Below are 15,646 nucleotides of genomic sequence, written 5' to 3' on the forward strand. Positions count from 1 at the left end.
AGGTGTGGTTTTCCTACCTGTACGCCGAAGGGGCCATGAAATGCCAGCCGGCACTTGCGGAAGGTGTCTGGGACTTGTGAACGGTGGGAAACGGGGAGTGAACCGCCGGCGCTATTTCAGGCCGAGATCCGTCAGGAAGCGCTGCATCTTGTCGCGGCTCACCGGGAGGCGGACTTCGCCCCCACCCGCCGCGACGGTGCACTCGCTGCTTTCCCGGTGGACTTTCCTGACCTTGGCGAGGTTGACCAGGTAGCTGCGGTGGATGCGGTAGAAGATGTCCTCGGAGAGCCGTTTTTCCATGGCCCCCAGGGACAGGTCGCTGTGGAATTCGCCCGCTTCGGTATAGATGAGGGAGTAGATATTGTCTGCCTTCAGGTAGACGATCTCCTCGGGCCTGAGCAGGTGGATGTCGCCGCGGGAAGTAACCGGCACCCGCGTGAGCTTTCGCTCGGCAACGATGAAGGGGGTGATGTCGTAAAACAGGGCGCAGATCTTCTCGCCGGCTGGGTCCCGCTCCGCCACGGTGATCAGCTTGACGAGGAGGTAGCGGTCGTGCCCCTCGCTGGTGATGAACTTGAGGGAAAGAGGGATGTGCCGCTGCGCCTGGCGGGCCAGCCGCAGGGTCTCCTTCACCTTTTCCCGCGCCGCCTCGTCGTGGATATCCAGGAGATCCCCCGCAAAGATGCGCTCACGGGGGATATGCCCGAAAATCATGAACACCATGCTGCTGACGGAGGAAATGGTCAGGTCGTCGTTGAAGATCACGACCCCCGGTTCCATCTGTTCGATCATGGAGAGGATGCGGTTCATGGCGATGCTGCTCCTCGACGGCTGCAGGGTTCCGAGAGGTATATCATCGGCCGCGGGGTCGAGTCAATTCCTCCCCGCGCGGCGTGGCCCCGCCCAAGGCCGACCGGGGCGGCTCCGCAACGATAGAATTCACTAATAGGATTTGTCTGATAAAATGATAACTTCACAATCGACACAGAAAAACACCACGGCACCATCCGGGCGTGACGGAGGATTCTGCTGCCGAGTGACAACCGAAAGGCAAAATCGCCGACGAAGTGAACCACTCCACTATCCCAGGACCATGAAAGGAGCCGATGCATGAGTGCTGACAACGAGAGCAGAACAGGCAGGCGGGCAGCCGGAGGCGGCACGTCGAACCGCCAGTGGTGGCCGAACCAGTTGAACCTTCACATCCTCCACCAGCACTCCGCCCTGAGCAACCCCATGGGCGGGGATTTCAACTACGCGGACGAATTCAGGAAGCTCGACCTGGCCGCCGTGAAGAAGGACCTCCATGCGCTGATGACCGACTCCCAGGAGTGGTGGCCGGCCGACTGGGGCCACTACGGGGGGCTCTTCATCCGGATGGCGTGGCACAGCGCAGGCACCTACCGCATGGGCGACGGCCGGGGCGGGGCAGGCTCCGGCTCCCAGCGCCTGGCCCCCCTCAACAGCTGGCCGGACAACGTCAACCTCGACAAGGCGCGGCGCCTGCTCTGGCCCATCAAGCAGAAATACGGCAGGAAGATCTCCTGGGCCGACCTGATGATCCTGGCCGGCAACTGCGCCCTGGAGTCCATGGGGTTCAGGATCTTCGGCTTCGGCGGCGGCCGCGTGGATGTCTGGGAGCCGGAAGAGGACATCTACTGGGGCAGCGAGGACACCTGGCTCGGCGACAAGCGCTACTCCGGCGACCGGGACCTCGAAAATCCCCTGGCCGCCGTGCAGATGGGCCTGATCTACGTGAACCCGGAGGGGCCCAACGGCGAGCCCGACCCGGTCGCGTCCGGCCGCGACGTCCGCGAGACCTTCGCCCGCATGGCCATGAACGACGAAGAGACCGTCGCCCTTGTCGCGGGCGGCCACACCTTCGGCAAATGCCACGGCGCCGGCCCGGCGACCCATGTGGGCCCCGAACCGGAAGCCGCGCCCCTCGAAGATCAGGGGCTCGGCTGGAAGAGCACCTTCCGCAGCGGCAAGGGGGGCGACGCCATCGGCAGCGGCCTGGAAGGCGCCTGGAAGCCGAATCCGACCACCTGGGACATGGGCTACCTGAAGGTGCTGTTCAAGTACGAGTGGGAACTGGTCAAGAGCCCGACCGGCGCCAATCAGTGGCTGGCCAAGGACGTGGCCGACGAGGACATGGTGGTCGACGCGCACGACCCGTCGAAGAAGCGGCGGCCCATGATGACCACGGCTGACCTCTCCCTGCGCTTCGACCCGATCTACGAGCCCATTGCCCGGCGCTACCTGGCGAACCCCGAGGAATTCGCGGACGCCTTTGCCCGGGCCTGGTTCAAGCTGACCCACCGCGACATGGGGCCCCGCTCGCGCTACCTCGGCCCGGACGTGCCCGCGGAAGAACTCATCTGGCAGGACCCGGTCCCGGCGGTCACTCACCAGCTGATCGACCGGCAGGACATCGCCGCCCTCAAGGGTAAGATCCTGGCGTCCGGCCTGCCCATCGCCGACTTGGTCGCCACGGCCTGGGCCTCGGCATCCACCTTCCGCGGGTCGGACAAGCGCGGCGGAGCCAACGGCGCGCGCATTCGCCTCGCCCCCCAGAAGGATTGGGAGGTCAACCAACCGGCCCGGCTCACGACCGTGCTCCAGGCCCTCGAAGGAATCCGGCAGGAGTTCAACAACGCCCAGCCGGGCGGCAAGCAGGTCTCGCTGGCCGACCTGATCGTGCTGGGCGGCTGCGCGGCGGTCGAACAGGCCGCGAAAAAGGCCGGCCACGACGTAACCGTCCCCTTCACCCCGGGCCGCACCGATGCGTCCCAGGAGCACACCGATGCCGCATCCTTCGCCGTCCTGGAACCGGTGGCGGACGGGTTCCGCAACTACCAGAAAGCCAAATATGCCGTAACCGCCGAGGAACTGCTGATCGACCGGGCCCAACTGCTGACCCTGACCGCCCCCGAGATGACCGTGCTCATTGGCGGCATGCGCGTCCTGAACGCCAATTACGGCCAGTCCAAGCACGGCGTCTTTACCACGCGGCCGGAAACGCTCACCAATGACTTCTTCGTGAACCTGCTCGACATGGGTACCGTGTGGCAGCCCACCGCGGCAGACAAAGACCTGTTCGAGGGCCGCGACCGCGCGAGCGGGGAACTCAAATGGACCGGCACCCGGGTCGATCTCATCTTCGGCGCGAACTCCCAGCTCCGGGCCGTGGCGGAGGTCTACGGCTGCGCGGATTCCCAGGAGAAGTTCCTGAATGACTTTGTGGCCGCGTGGAGCAAAGTGATGAACCTCGACCGCTTTGACCTGGCCTGACGCTGACAACACAAAGGGGACGCAGTTGATCGGTGCATCAACTGCGTCCCCTTTGATACCATGGGCACCAGCCCCTCAAGCTGCGAGTCATGAATCTACCGGATCGTCACAGCACCTTTACCCACACCATCAGACCACCAGCCAACCACTGCACAGATGCATTGCGCCATTTACGCCCTATCCCATCAATAACCGGCGCGCCACTGCCACGACCATCTCAATACCCATCAGCAACCACGGCACGCCAGAACCAACAAACAGCCGGCATCAAAGACTATCATGCTCGGTACGTGTGATGATCTCGTCCTGTAGTTCCCGCGACAGGTCGCAGAAGTAGTCGCTATAGCCCGCCACGCGCACGATCAGGTCGCGGTGGGCATCGGGGTCGGCCTGGGCGGCGCGGAGCGTGTCGGCGCGCACGACGTTGAACTGGACGTGGTGCCCGTCCATGCGGAAATAGCTCCGCACGAGGCTGGCCATTTTGCTGATCCCCTGCTCCCCTTCCACGAGGGAGGGGGCAAACTTCATGTTGAGCAGGGTGCCGCCGGTTCTGATGTGGTCCATCTTGCCGGCCGATTTGATGACCGCAGTCGGCCCGGAGCGATCCGCCCCCTGGACCGGGGAGATACCCTCCGAGAGCGGGTTGCCGGCCCGGCGCCCGTCCGGGGTTGCGCCGGTGACCGAGCCGAAGTAGACGTGACAGGTGGTGGGGAGCATCTCGATCCGGTACTGCCCACCCTTGCTGTTGGGCCGGCCATCGACGGTCCTGAAGAAGCTCTCGAAGACCCGGCGCATAAGGTCGTCGGCGTAGTCGTCGTCGTTGCCGTATTTGCTGGTCCTGTTGAGCAGGCGCTGGCGTAGCGGCTCCTGCCCCGCAAAATCGGCGTCAAGTGCGGCCACCAGGTCCGGCAGCGCAATGTGGCCGGAGTCGTAGACCAGCGCCTTGATGGCGGACAGTGAGTCGGTGATGCTGCCGATCCCCACGCCCTGGATGAAGGTGTTGTTGTAGCGCGCCCCGCCGGCGTTGTAGTCCCTGCCGGTTGCGATGCAGTCGTCGATCAGCACCGACAGGAACGGCGCCGGCATGAGGCGGCAGTAGATTTGTTCGATCAGCTGGTTGCCCGCCATCTTGATCTCGATGAAGTGCCGCAGCTGCGTTTCGAAGGCGGCGTAGAGGTCGTCGAAGGAGGCAAAGCCGGCAGGATCGCCGCTGGCCGGGCCCAGCTGCCTGCCGGTGCGGGGGTCGATGCCGTTGTGCAGGGCCAGTTCCAGGAGCTTTACCAGGTTGAAGTAGCCGGTGAGAATGTAGGCTTCTTTGCCGAACGCCCCCACTTCTACGCAGCCGCTGCAGCCACCGGCCCGGGCGTCCACCAGGCTCTTGCCCTGGCGCAGCTGCTCCTCCACCACGCTGTCGGCGTTGAAGATGGAAGGAAAGCCGTACCCGTTCCTGATGACTCGCAGGGCATGGCTCAGGAAGGCGTCGGGAGACTTGCGGGAAAGCTGGATGTTGCTGCTGGGCTGGAGCAGGTGCATCTCGTCGATGATGTCGAGCAGAATGTGGGACACCTCGTTGGAGCCGTCGGAACCGTCGGGCAGCAGACCGCCCAGGTTGATGTTGGCAAAATCGGTGTAGGTGCCGCTCTCGGCGGCGGTGACACCCACCTTGGGGGGGGCCGGGTGGTTGTTGAACTTGACGAAGAAGCATTCCAGCAGCTCCCGCGCCGCATCCCGCGACAGGGAACCGTGGGCCAGGCCCTGCTCGTAGAACGGCAGCAGGTGCTGGTCCAGGTGGCCGGGGCTCATGGCGTCCCACCCGTTCAGCTCGGTGATGATTGCCAGGTGGCAGAACCAGTAGGCCTGGAGCGCTTCGTGGAAGTCGCGCGGCGCATGGGCCGGCACATGGCGGCAGACCTCGGCGATGCGCTCAAGTTCTCGCTTCCGGTGCGGATCCGCCTCCCGCGCCGCCATCTCGTCGGCCAGGCCGGCATGCCGTTCGGCAAAGAGGATGGCCGCGTCGCAGGAAATGGCCATGGCCCTGAGCTGTTCGCGCTTCTCCCAGGCCGCGCTGTCCTGCACGAAGTCGAGCCGTTCGATCTCCCGGGCAATGTCGGCCTTGAAATCCAGCAGGCCGCGCCGGAAGGGCTTCTCGTCCAGGACCGTGTGACCAGGGGCGCGCTGTTCCATGAATTCGGTGAAGATGCCTGCGGCGTACGCCTCGTGCCATTCCGGGGCCAGCTCGCCGAACATCTTGTCCCGCAGGGAGCGCCCCCGCCAGTAGGGGATCACCGTTTCCTCGTAGGCGGCGAGGCACTCGGCGGAAACGGCATAGCTCGTCAGGGGACGCGAATCGAGGATGCGCAGGTCTTCCAGGCTGTGACAGGTCAGTTCGGGATAGGTGGGGACCGCCTTGGGTTCGGGCCCCCGCTCGCCTACGATCAGTTCGCCCTCCCCGATCCAGATGGTCTTGTGACGGCAGATATGGAGGAACGACAGGGCGCGCATCACCGGCACCGAGTATTTTCCCTCGTTTTCCCGGTAAAATTCGGTCAGCAGCAGCGCGCGCTCGGCGGAAATGGCGGGGCGTGCCTCCAGGCTCCTGCGGCGCAGTTCCCGTGTGCGCTCGGTCATATCTCTATCCTCCTATGATGGTGGTCAGTCCTGCGGCGCGGAATATCCGCGCCAGTTCTTCCATCCGCTCCCTGCTGGGGGTAGCGATTGCGTCCTCTGCCCCTGCCCTGCCCAACTGGCGGAGCTTGCCGTGCCAGGTGCGGTGATAGGGGAGCAGGTTCACCTGGCGCACCCCCGGCGTTCGTGCCGCCAGGGCGGCGGTGGCTTCCAGGTTGGCGCGGTCGTCGTTGACGCCGGGAATGATCGGGACGCGGATCCAGATGGTGTCGTGCACCTCGCTGAGCGCCGCCAGGTTATCCAGTACCAGCCGGTTGTCCAGCCCCACCACGGCCCGGTGCCGTTCGGCATCCATCAGCTTCAGGTCGTAGAGGATCAGGTCGGCGGCAGTGGCGACCTCCAGGAACTGATCCCGCGGGGCAAATCCGCCGGTATCCACTGCCGTCCGGATGCCCCGCTCCCGGCAGCCGGCCAGGAGCGCCTTGAGGAAACCGGGCTGGCACAGGGGCTCGCCGCCGGAAAAGGTTGCGCCTCCGCCCGATTCCTCGTAGAAGATCCGGTCTTTCAGCAGCGCGGCAAGCACGTCGACCACAGTCATCTCGGTGCCGGCCAGGCGGCGCGCACCGGTGGGACAGGCATCCGCGCACCGGCCGCAGATCAGGCAGGTCGCCTCGCTCCCCTGCCCGCGGCCCGCGGTCCCGTGCGGGCAGGCCCGGGCACATTCGCCGCAGGAAAGGCAGCGCCCTTCCACAAGGGTCATCTCCGGACCCGGCGTCTGGCTTTCCGGATTGTGGCACCACCAGCAACTGGCCGGGCACCCCTTCAGAAACACGGTCGTGCGGATACCGGGGCCATCGGAGATGGAATATTTCTGGATATTGAAGACAATGCCCCGATCGATCATCGAGTATCCTTGGCCGGACAGATGCGGCTACGCTCCCCGGTTCGGGGCGACCTTGAAGGATTGCGCGGCCGGGAGAGACGCAGAAAGCTGAATGATAGCTGAATTATCATTTTATTTCAGCAGGTAACCGTGCCATACGCGCAAAGGGTTATGACATCAAGCCATAACCCTTTTGATTCATGGATACTCCCAGGAGGAGAAGTGCTGCGGTGGCTCCCCTTTGACCGGCCCCCCCCCGCTCATCGCGGATGCCCCTGTTCTCTCGTCATGGGCAATGGCCGCCGATGGACCGACCTAGTGCGAGGAAGGAAACGACCAGTGAAGATGCGCCAGCTCCCACCGCCCATCTCGAAGCTGCCATCCTTGCGTTTCGGTCCCCCGGATACCGAAGAACCGCCCCTGCCTCTTGCCTTTGACAGAGAAGTTACGGGTTATGATGGCCATCCGTTCTGACTCCATGACCCGAATATCACTGTACGTGGCGGCCAGCTCCTGAAACGACGACAACTCCGGCCCCAGGTGGTTTGTCAGCACATCATCCCTGCCGCGGTTCTGAGTGCCTTGTTCATACATCACGATATCGGGAGCAAACAATTGCTTCAGGGCATCGACATTTCTCGACTGGAAGGCGTGATCGAACTCGCCAAGCGCTTTACGCAACGCCTCTGAGAGGTGTTCTATAGAATTTGAGGCGACTCCTTCTTTTGACGAATCGTTAGCACTTGCTTGCTTATCATAACCATACACGGTGCCGTTCAACGAGATTTCGGCCACAATACACCCGAGCAGCATCATAGTTGTCAGTGATACGATTGACTTAGCCCTGATACTCATAACATTCATACAAGCACCTCCCCCAATATGTTTACCAGCTCTGAATTGACAATTTATACCATGGAGCACATCCGCACGGTGAAATAACCGATACCCCCCCACATTACGTGCAGTTGTATGCGCTCAACCGCAGCTTGCCCCCACTGCCGTTACGGAACAACTCCTGCACCAGCGGCAACAGAGACAGATATCCAATTTTCAGCGCTTAAGATGCGGGATTGACGGAACGAGGACGCGGAACACATCTTCCGGTGTTTCGGTAGGAATTTCGTTTTCCCCCGGAAAAGCAAATCCCCGATACCGTTTAGAGACAGTACCGGGGACAGTTTCACGAACAATCTAGTAACCATCTGAGATTGTTAGATTTTGTTGGAGCGGGAAACGGGATTCGAACCCTCAAGGTTCCCACTCAAAATTCAACACAAAGGCCAGCTAAAATCTGATAATTTCAATATATTCGCTAAACTTCTGGCTGGGCATGAGTCCTCATTCCTCCACCAGAATCTACCACACTCCACTGTAATTGGCGAAAGCATAGCGAAAGCCAATATTGGAAAGGATGCCTTCCGTCGACGCCCGTAGTCCAAATTCGGTCATCGCGCCTCATCGACAATTAGTCGGCAATCTCGACGGTAGCCGCTACCATATTTTGCACAACCGAATATAAATCTACCTCCTCTTGTGGCGTGAGAATTGAAACCACAAGAGAGTATCGCGCCTTTTTATTCCAACGGCCAAGTCGGTGCCGTTCTCGCCACCATCCTATCACAGGATAGATAGCAATGTATCCTCTCACTGCGAGCTCGGCCGCCGTTCCCTCCCACCTATCGGAATGAATGGAGCCCAGCCCTCTCAGGTCCGGCCCCACTACCCACCGTCTCGCATCGCTCCTCGACTTTATTCCCATCTCTTCTTCATACGCTGCACGGTTGATCCGTTGCCGAAACTGCTCCAAGGTCTCTTCCGGGGTCTTCACATCGAACCTAAGACCATGTGATGCATATCGGTATCTTCTCGTCCAACCGCGCCTGGCAGGATTTGGCTCGATGAAGTACGACAGGGTAACCCGCATTTCAACGGGGATATCTCCGAGGTCCTGAAGCACCTCAACTGGCCAGGGGATGGCGTGGATGTGCATATCCTTGGTCTTGAAATCACTTTTTTGTTTCTCGTAAGGCTGCAACGAATCCTGAACGATCATCGTCAGAGAGTTCCGGGCACTCCAGATGGCTCTATCCAGGCTCGGCACGCCATAACCGCAACATTTGAGAAGATTTCTTATACCCCCGCGCTTCCCGTTTGCAAACCTGTCCATCATTGCCGGCGTCCAGTCGGCGCTGTGAACCAGCAAAGCCCGAACTGTTTCCGCCCATAAATCAGGGTAATGCGCCTGGATAATAGCTGCCATCCGACTGACCAAGGCGGTGGCTGCGCTCGTGTCACCGGTGGTCACAAGTGGCTTCGCCGTGAAATCCCGGTTCGTGGTCAGAAGGTCGAGAGAATCAACATGGTCCGCCAACCCGGTTTGCGGATCGATTGCCATGTTGCCGCCTTCCATGACCAGATCAGGTTTCAATGGCCATCCCGCTTCCCAATCCATGGATGTGCAGCTACAAGGGCTCAGGTCTCCATAGGATGCAACCGGTTGCCATTCAGGATATTCGGCTTCGTCGATACAGCACTTTTCCGTGTATGCCCCGACTGTCAGTGCATTCCACGACTGGCCGGGATCCTGGACGCCGTCGGTCATGTTGCTGTAAGGGTATAGATGGCGGTTTTCACGGGCGGTGTTCCCGGCAGCAATGACCACAAGGCGGCGTTCATCATCCGCATAGCCCGAGGAAAGTTTGTCGATGGCAGCAGACCACGAAGAAGGCTTCCCCCGGTCCTTGTCATCAGTTGAGATGGCCAGATTAACCACCCGGCGGCGATGTGGAGCAAAGACTTCGGCGCGGGCCACGGACTCTTCAGTGATGGCACCATACAAGTCAGGGTGGTTTTCGCCGACAGGGGGAAGGATTTTCACAGATTCGAGCCGATGCACCAAAGGGATAGGATCCTTGGTCGCAAGCATTTCAGTGAGGTCTCCATACAGGGCTAGCCCTGCCATTTCCGTCCCATGTCCCTTATGGTCCCTAACGCCCCACGCGGGCTCATAGGCATCCATATCTTCGGCGTTCAAGCCAACGTCAAGCAAGGGATGACTATTATTGACACCCGTATCCAGCAGACAGACTGCGGGTGCATCCGCCACTGGTAGCCCTATCAAGCGCAACGCATCATCAATCCACTCGAACTGCTCCACTGCCCTCATGGCAGTAAAAAAATCGGCCGTTTCCTTGGCCCTCCGCAGCTCGGCGATGCAATTCAGAAGGGTAATCGACCGTGCAATCTGCGCCTTTGTCCCCTTGGCGGCAACTACCGTCCGTTCTGGAAATTTTATTTCTCTCCCCAGCTCCAGCCCCAGTTCTTGTGCATGTCTCTTGAAGAACCCAGTGAACGCGTCGCGGTCATCTCCTACCCTGAGCCAGACCTCCCACCAGATCACCTCGTCATCAGCCGGAAAGAGCGTAATGTCATCGGTCCACAGTGCATCGATGACGGCTCGCCGCATGTCACTGATGCTATCCACCAAGGGCTGGTGGGCAGGCTTCCCGGTCTTGGTCTCCCTCCCCAGGTATTCGCTGAACGCCTTGAAGAAGTGGTCCAGTTTCCCTTCTGGGACAAAGCAGGTGGCGACCATCCTGTGGTCCACCCTTTTCACGGCGACGAGCTCAATCCCCTCCTTCACAGACTCCAGGCTCTCCAGCTTGAGATCAAACTCCGGATCGCTTTCAAATTGCAGATAGATACCGTTGCCAGTGTCGATGCCGAATGCACTCTGCTCACGGCCTACCTCTACAGCCTCTTCCCTGATTCGTTCCAACTTGGTGAGCAGGGTTTGACCATGCTGCTGCCTGTCGCGTACCGGATGTTTGTGCTTCGGGCCTGGTTTTAGAATGGGGGAGTAGACTTCAGTATGCGCAGTGCCTGTTAGTACAAGGTGGGGTAAGTTTTTGGGGGATTGTTCAGGCATAGAGGATGATTCTACCTATGGAATTACTTGGAACGTATTGATTTCCGTTCGGAGAGGTTCTTGAGAACGTCGCCCGTTGCGACCTTTTGGCGGTCATGGATGATTGCTTCTTTTATTGCCTCTTCGCATGCCCTAGTAATGTCGGCATAACTGAGGCCTGTTGCGGCGTCAGCAAGCTTTTTCCAGTCGATCTTCGACTTCTGGAATACCGCCAGCTTGGCCTGCAGGGCGCTGATAAGCTGCTCTTGTTCCGGCAACACATATTCGACAACGTCATCAAATCTACGGAAAAGCGCATAATCGAGTATCTCCGGATGATTGGTTGCGGCCAACAGAAGACTATCCGAATCATCCTGCTCAATCAGTTGAAGGAAACTGTTCAACACACGCCTGATTTCACCTACATCGTTACTCAGGCCCCTTTGTGATCCGATGGAATCGAATTCGTCAAACAGGTATACTCCTCTTGACTGAGTGATAGCCTCAAAGATGAGTCGAAGCTTGGATGCAGTCTCTCCCATGAACTTTGTAATCAGGCTGTCGAGTCGAACAACAAACAGGGGAATGCCCAATTCACCTGCAAGAACCGCAGCTGACATCGTTTTCCCGGTACCGGGAGGGCCGACTAAGAGCAGCTTTTTCCTGGGAGCCAAACCATAAGAACGGATTTTGGCTATTTGGCGATGCTCTTTGATGATCCTGACAAGCCGATCACTGACGCTCTCAACCAGGATCATGTCCGAGAGCCGGAGCTTCGGGTATGACACCGACAATAAAGATGAAAGCTCACCGCGAGGCTGAGCGATAGGAACCGTTCTTCTTGCGTTCTTCAGAGGCTGCCGCAACTTAGCTTCGTCAATAAAAGCCCGTAATTCATTGGCTATTCGACTATGCCCCAATTTTGCCTCATGGGCAGCGACCTGCATTGCAACCGCATAAAAATGGGCATCATCGCCATCTACGTGCGATTTCAGCAGGGCTTTGATTTGTTCAGCGCTGGCCATCACAGGCTCCACAATTCATACTAGAAAATATTTCCGTGTTAAGTATATCAACAAAATTGCCGTCGCATTAGCACAAAATGAGGCTGGTAGGCAATAGTTGATAACGATTGCAGAATTCTCTTCGGATTAACACCACACTGAAAAAATATCCAGCTTACTCCCCCAACTGAATCATCTGATCCGTAATCTCGGTGAAAGCCACATCGTGACTGATGAGGAACAGTTGGTCGTACCAGTGCTCAGTGACCTCTTCCCGTCCAACGTCAATGGCGCGGAAGGCGGTGGCGAGGTTCTCCCGACGGGAAGCATCCAGGTTGGAGGTCGGCTCGTCGAAGAAGGCGATGCGGGCGCCGATGGTCTGGAGCAGTGCCAGCCGCAGGGCCACCACGGCACTCATGGTCTGGCCACCTGAGAGCTGGTCGTCGCTCCGTTCGCGGACCGCGCCGTCCGCCATGTCCCGCAGGACGATCTGGTAGTTTTCGCCCCAGACCAACTCTTCATCGGTCTCGGCGATGGTACGATAGATTCGGTCGGCGCGCAGCCTGATCTCCTCCCGGAACCTTTCCGAAAGCTGGGCTGATACGTTCTTGAAGACCTGGTTGCGGAGGAACTTGACGAGCTTTTCCTTCTGCTCGTAGGAGGTCTTCTCGGCCAGCTTACGGTCGATCTCTTCCTTGAGCACCTTCAGCTTGCCAATCTCACCCTCAAGGCGCAGACGGTCCTTCTCCATGTTCTCGATTTTCTGGCGCAACGAGGCTACTTCTGCCACGAGCCGGTCTTTCTCGTCACGAGCTTCCCTGTGCCTGTCGTGCTGATATGCTTCCTGGAGACGGGCAAGCTCGTCTTTTTTCCCACCAAGTTGCTTCTGAAGGTCATCCAGAAGTCGGAGCATTTTCTCCAGCGTCTGGCGCCGATTATCCAGATCAAGAGCATCCTTCTCGTGGGCATGGTAAGCGTCACGATCTGCCTGGAACTGGCCACGTTCCTTGGTGGCCGCTTCGATCTCCGCATCCAGGCCGACAAAGAACTGAAGATCATCCTTGCGTTTTTTTACCCGGGCTGCTGCCTCGGCTTGCTGCGTTACCAGCCCTTGCAGCTTGCCGGCCCGCTCCTGGTTCCTGGTACGGCGTTCGGCAAGGGTTGTCGTCTGCTTGTCCAGCTCTTGGCCCCGAACCGTGATGGCAGCTAGCTCCTTCTCTGCCTCCTCGGCGGCAGCTACCTCCACGGAAAGCCTCCCCAAGGTTTCGGCGAAAACGTGCATCTGGCGGTCGAGGTCGGCAATCCTGGCGGTGAACACATCCTGCGGCGTGGTTCCTGCCACGTTCTGACAGGGTTCCTTGAAGAAGGGGCACATTCCCTCGCCAAGTTTCTCCTGCCCCTCCAGCAGTGCGGCTCGGCGCCCTTCCAGGAGTCCCCTTTCGGTCCGAAGGCGGTTGACCTCGTTGCGCAGGTCGGTGAGCCGGGCGGCCAGCTCCGCCACTTTTTTGTCGGGCAGGAGTTCTTTCCGGGCCTTGGCGAGGGCGGCCTCGTCATCCGCAATCCGGTTCCCCTCTCCTTGTACCTCCTTCTGTTCATGCTCGACTGACTGGGTCAGGCGCTGGGCCTCCTTCTCCAGGATGGCAACCTCCTTTTCAACCTCGCGCCGTTGCTGCTCCTTCCCCCGCAGCGCCACAAGCATCGCCTCGGCCTTTTCATAGGCCTCCTTGCCTGGGCGGGTCTGCTCCAGAACTGTGCCAGCCTTCTCAGCCTCCCCTACCCGCTGCTTCTGGTCCCGGATCTTCCCCTCCCCATCGGTGATGCGGTTGGCGAGGATCTGAATGTCGGCCTGGAGGGCAGCAATCCCTTTTTCCTGCCCATCAAGCTCAGCAAGACGCTTCTCCACTTTCCGGAGTGTTTCCGTTTGTGCCCCATGACTTTTTCCGAGAGCCTCGGAATCCGTCTTCACCTTCGCCAGTTCCTCCTCGCGCTCGGGCAGGACGGCAAGCTGGTTCTCTTTTCCCTCTATTTCCACGGCGAGAAGCTTCACCTTCTCCTGAACTGCGGAGAGCAGAGAGCTGGTGTTCTTGAAGGTCTTTCGCCAGGCATCGATGCCGAGGATCTCGTCGAATGCCTCCTGACGTTTGGTGGGCTGCTTGATGACAAAGGGGCCGAGGAACTCGTTCTGGAAGGGTCCGATCACCAGTTTGAACTGCTCAGCCAGAGGACGGCCATTGTTGAGGCCCAGGAGTTCGGCGATGCGGGCCTCGGTTTCCTCGATCCGGGCGTGCTCCTCAACCTCAAACACCCCACCCTGCTCCTTGGCCAATAGCCACTTGGCCGGGGTTCCGACAGTGCGGGTCACCCGCCAGGTCTTGCCGGCATCCGTGCTGAAGGTAACGGCAATCTCCCCCTTCTTCGTACCGATGGAGAGAAAACGGTCCACGTTGGAAACGAAGTCCCGGGCGTCGACGCCGAACAGGGCATAGCCGATCGCCTCGAACACCGTGCTCTTGCCAACGCCGTTGGGGCCGGAAAGGACGTTGATACCGGCGGAAAAGGTAAGCTCCGTGTCGCGATGGGACTTGATATTCTTCATGTGAATAGAGAGTATCTGCATCAGGCAGGCTCCCGCATCAGCAGTCCCAGAAGTTCCTCGCCATCCACCTCACCCTTGAGAACTTGGTCGCGGATCGCCAGGGACAGCCGCACCAGTTCATCCTCCCGACCCTTGTACTCGCTTTTGGCGGAAACCAGCTCCCTGAGCACCTCCCGTTCGATCTCGGCAAGGCTCTTCTTCTCGGTTTCGGCGCCTCCGCCGGCAGTGACCAGCGAGAGGTGGTTCTTTATCTCCACATGGAGGGGGTTGCAGATTTCCTCGAGCGCCAAACGGAGCCGTTCGCGGCCCAGCTCGAAGGGGTGGAAGCCGACACGGCCGGTGAGCTTGATCTCCAGCAGCGGCTGGAGATCATCACTGAACGATGCGATCTTCGCTGTAATCCGGTCTCGGAAGCGCACAATAGCAGCTTCGGCATCGGCAGCCCCATCGAGATCAATGGCGGTCACCACCATAGGACGGGGATTGGTTGGACGGAACTCGTGGGTAAAGACCCCATCCTCGACGGTAACGAGGTAATATCCCTTGTCGTATCTCTCTTCACCGAAGTTGACGCATTCGGGGGAACCGGGATTGAAGGCGTAGGGGCGGCCTTCGGGGGTGGCGATGATGTAGGGCTTGTGACCGTGGCCCAGGGCCACGTAGTCGAAGACTTCAGCCAAGGGGAGCGCCTCCTCCGGCTTCATGTTGCCTATCTCCACCGGCGAATAGTTCCAGACCCCAACGTGGAAGAGGAGGATGTTGTTCGTTGTGGTGACCGTCTCGCAGATGCGCGATACATGGGCACCCGCCTGGGTGCCGATGTAACCGAGGCCATAGATGTTGAGCCCGTTGACCTCGATATGGCCCCCCATCCCTTGGTCGTAATCGAAAGAATCGAAGCGATAGCCGCCGGTTTCGGTACGGGACGGGCGCAGGAGGTGGATGTACCCCATTTGCGACAGGGCCTCCATCCAGGAGATGCTGTCGCGGCGGTGGATCCAGTCGTGGTTTCCTTCCACAGCAATACAGGGGATGCCAGAGTCCCTCAGGGGCTGAAGGGTTTCGATGGTGCGAGCGAAGGTGCGAGGGAGAATCTGGCCGGTGTGGAATAGGTCGCCGGCGATAAGGACGAAATCTACCCCTTCGACGATTGCGTCGGACACGATGTTGTTGAGCATACGGAAAAAGTCTTCGTAGCGTTCGGTGTCACCGGTAGAGGTGCGGTAAGTCTTGCCGAGGTGGATATCTGCAGTGTGAAGAAAACTAAGAGACATATTTTTTAGCTGCTCTCTTATATCACCCCAAGAAGTTAACATATTAAAATAAATACATGC

The 15,646-nt window shown here is 59.5% G+C and carries 9 protein-coding genes; 1 reads left to right on the forward strand and 8 read right to left on the reverse strand.

The genetic code is table 11. The annotated features are described in order from the left end of the window. Positions 1 to 111: 111 nt before the first annotated feature. Positions 112 to 810 (reverse strand): LytTR family transcriptional regulator DNA-binding domain-containing protein, encoded by a 699-nt coding sequence (locus tag AABA48_RS07875; protein ID WP_014551748.1) that lies wholly within the window; start codon positions 808 to 810, stop codon positions 112 to 114. A gap of 300 nt (positions 811 to 1,110) precedes the next feature. Between AABA48_RS07875 and katG the strand changes: the two genes are divergently transcribed. Beyond that, positions 1,111 to 3,294, forward strand: a complete 2,184-nt coding sequence (gene katG / locus AABA48_RS07880) for a catalase/peroxidase HPI (RefSeq protein WP_286352265.1) — start codon at positions 1,111 to 1,113, stop codon at positions 3,292 to 3,294. A gap of 267 nt (positions 3,295 to 3,561) precedes the next feature. Here katG and hypD read toward each other — a convergent pair whose 3' ends face one another. The 7 genes from hypD to AABA48_RS07915 form a co-directional block, all read right to left on the reverse strand. After that, entirely contained in the window at positions 3,562 to 5,922 is a 2,361-nt protein-coding gene (gene hypD, locus AABA48_RS07885) for a trans-4-hydroxy-L-proline dehydratase (protein ID WP_286352264.1), read from the reverse strand. A 4-nt stretch (positions 5,923 to 5,926) separates the two neighbouring features. Next, positions 5,927 to 6,823 carry a glycyl-radical enzyme activating protein gene (locus AABA48_RS07890; protein ID WP_286352263.1) on the reverse strand — a complete coding sequence of 299 codons (897 nt, stop codon included), beginning with the start codon at positions 6,821 to 6,823 and terminating at the stop codon, positions 5,927 to 5,929. 294 nt (positions 6,824 to 7,117) lie between these two features. Beyond that, positions 7,118 to 7,666, reverse strand: coding sequence for a YybH family protein (locus AABA48_RS07895; protein ID WP_286352262.1), 549 nt, complete (start codon positions 7,664 to 7,666; stop codon positions 7,118 to 7,120). A 604-nt stretch (positions 7,667 to 8,270) separates the two neighbouring features. Further along, entirely contained in the window at positions 8,271 to 10,733 is a 2,463-nt protein-coding gene (locus tag AABA48_RS07900; protein ID WP_338271268.1) for a S8 family peptidase, read from the reverse strand. 23 nt (positions 10,734 to 10,756) lie between these two features. Further along, a complete protein-coding gene (locus AABA48_RS07905) occupies positions 10,757 to 11,737 on the reverse strand; it encodes an AAA family ATPase (RefSeq protein ID WP_286352239.1) in 981 nt (326 codons plus the stop codon). Between the two features lie 154 nt (positions 11,738 to 11,891). After that, positions 11,892 to 14,333, reverse strand: coding sequence for an SMC family ATPase (locus tag AABA48_RS07910; protein ID WP_338271269.1), 2,442 nt, complete (start codon positions 14,331 to 14,333; stop codon positions 11,892 to 11,894). Further along, the gene (locus AABA48_RS07915; protein WP_338271270.1) at positions 14,333 to 15,586 is read right to left on the reverse strand and encodes a metallophosphoesterase family protein; all 1,254 of its coding nucleotides are present in this window, start codon (positions 15,584 to 15,586) and stop codon (positions 14,333 to 14,335) included. Before AABA48_RS07915 ends, AABA48_RS07910 begins: the two co-directional genes overlap by 1 nt. Between the last annotated feature and the right edge of the window lie 60 nt (positions 15,587 to 15,646).

This window comes from Geobacter sp. 60473 (assembly GCF_036323535.1).
In the GTDB taxonomy this organism is placed as follows: Bacteria; Desulfobacterota; Desulfuromonadia; order Geobacterales; family Geobacteraceae; genus Geobacter; species Geobacter sulfurreducens.

What these genes read in the sequence shown, in the direction of transcription:
- AABA48_RS07900 (WP_338271268.1), bottom strand. Translation starts at nt 10,733, where the DNA reads ATGCCTGAACAATCCCCCAAAAACTTACCCCACCTTGTACTAACAGGC.
- AABA48_RS07905 (WP_286352239.1), bottom strand. Translation starts at nt 11,737, where the DNA reads ATGGCCAGCGCTGAACAAATCAAAGCCCTGCTGAAATCGCACGTAGAT.
- AABA48_RS07915 (WP_338271270.1), bottom strand. Translation starts at nt 15,586, where the DNA reads ATGTCTCTTAGTTTTCTTCACACTGCAGATATCCACCTCGGCAAGACT.
- AABA48_RS07895 (WP_286352262.1), bottom strand. Translation starts at nt 7,666, where the DNA reads ATGAATGTTATGAGTATCAGGGCTAAGTCAATCGTATCACTGACAACT.
- AABA48_RS07890 (WP_286352263.1), bottom strand. Translation starts at nt 6,823, where the DNA reads ATGATCGATCGGGGCATTGTCTTCAATATCCAGAAATATTCCATCTCC.
- hypD (WP_286352264.1), bottom strand. Translation starts at nt 5,922, where the DNA reads ATGACCGAGCGCACACGGGAACTGCGCCGCAGGAGCCTGGAGGCACGC.
- AABA48_RS07875 (WP_014551748.1), bottom strand. Translation starts at nt 810, where the DNA reads ATGAACCGCATCCTCTCCATGATCGAACAGATGGAACCGGGGGTCGTG.
- katG (WP_286352265.1), top strand. Translation starts at nt 1,111, where the DNA reads ATGAGTGCTGACAACGAGAGCAGAACAGGCAGGCGGGCAGCCGGAGGC.
- AABA48_RS07910 (WP_338271269.1), bottom strand. Translation starts at nt 14,333, where the DNA reads ATGCAGATACTCTCTATTCACATGAAGAATATCAAGTCCCATCGCGAC.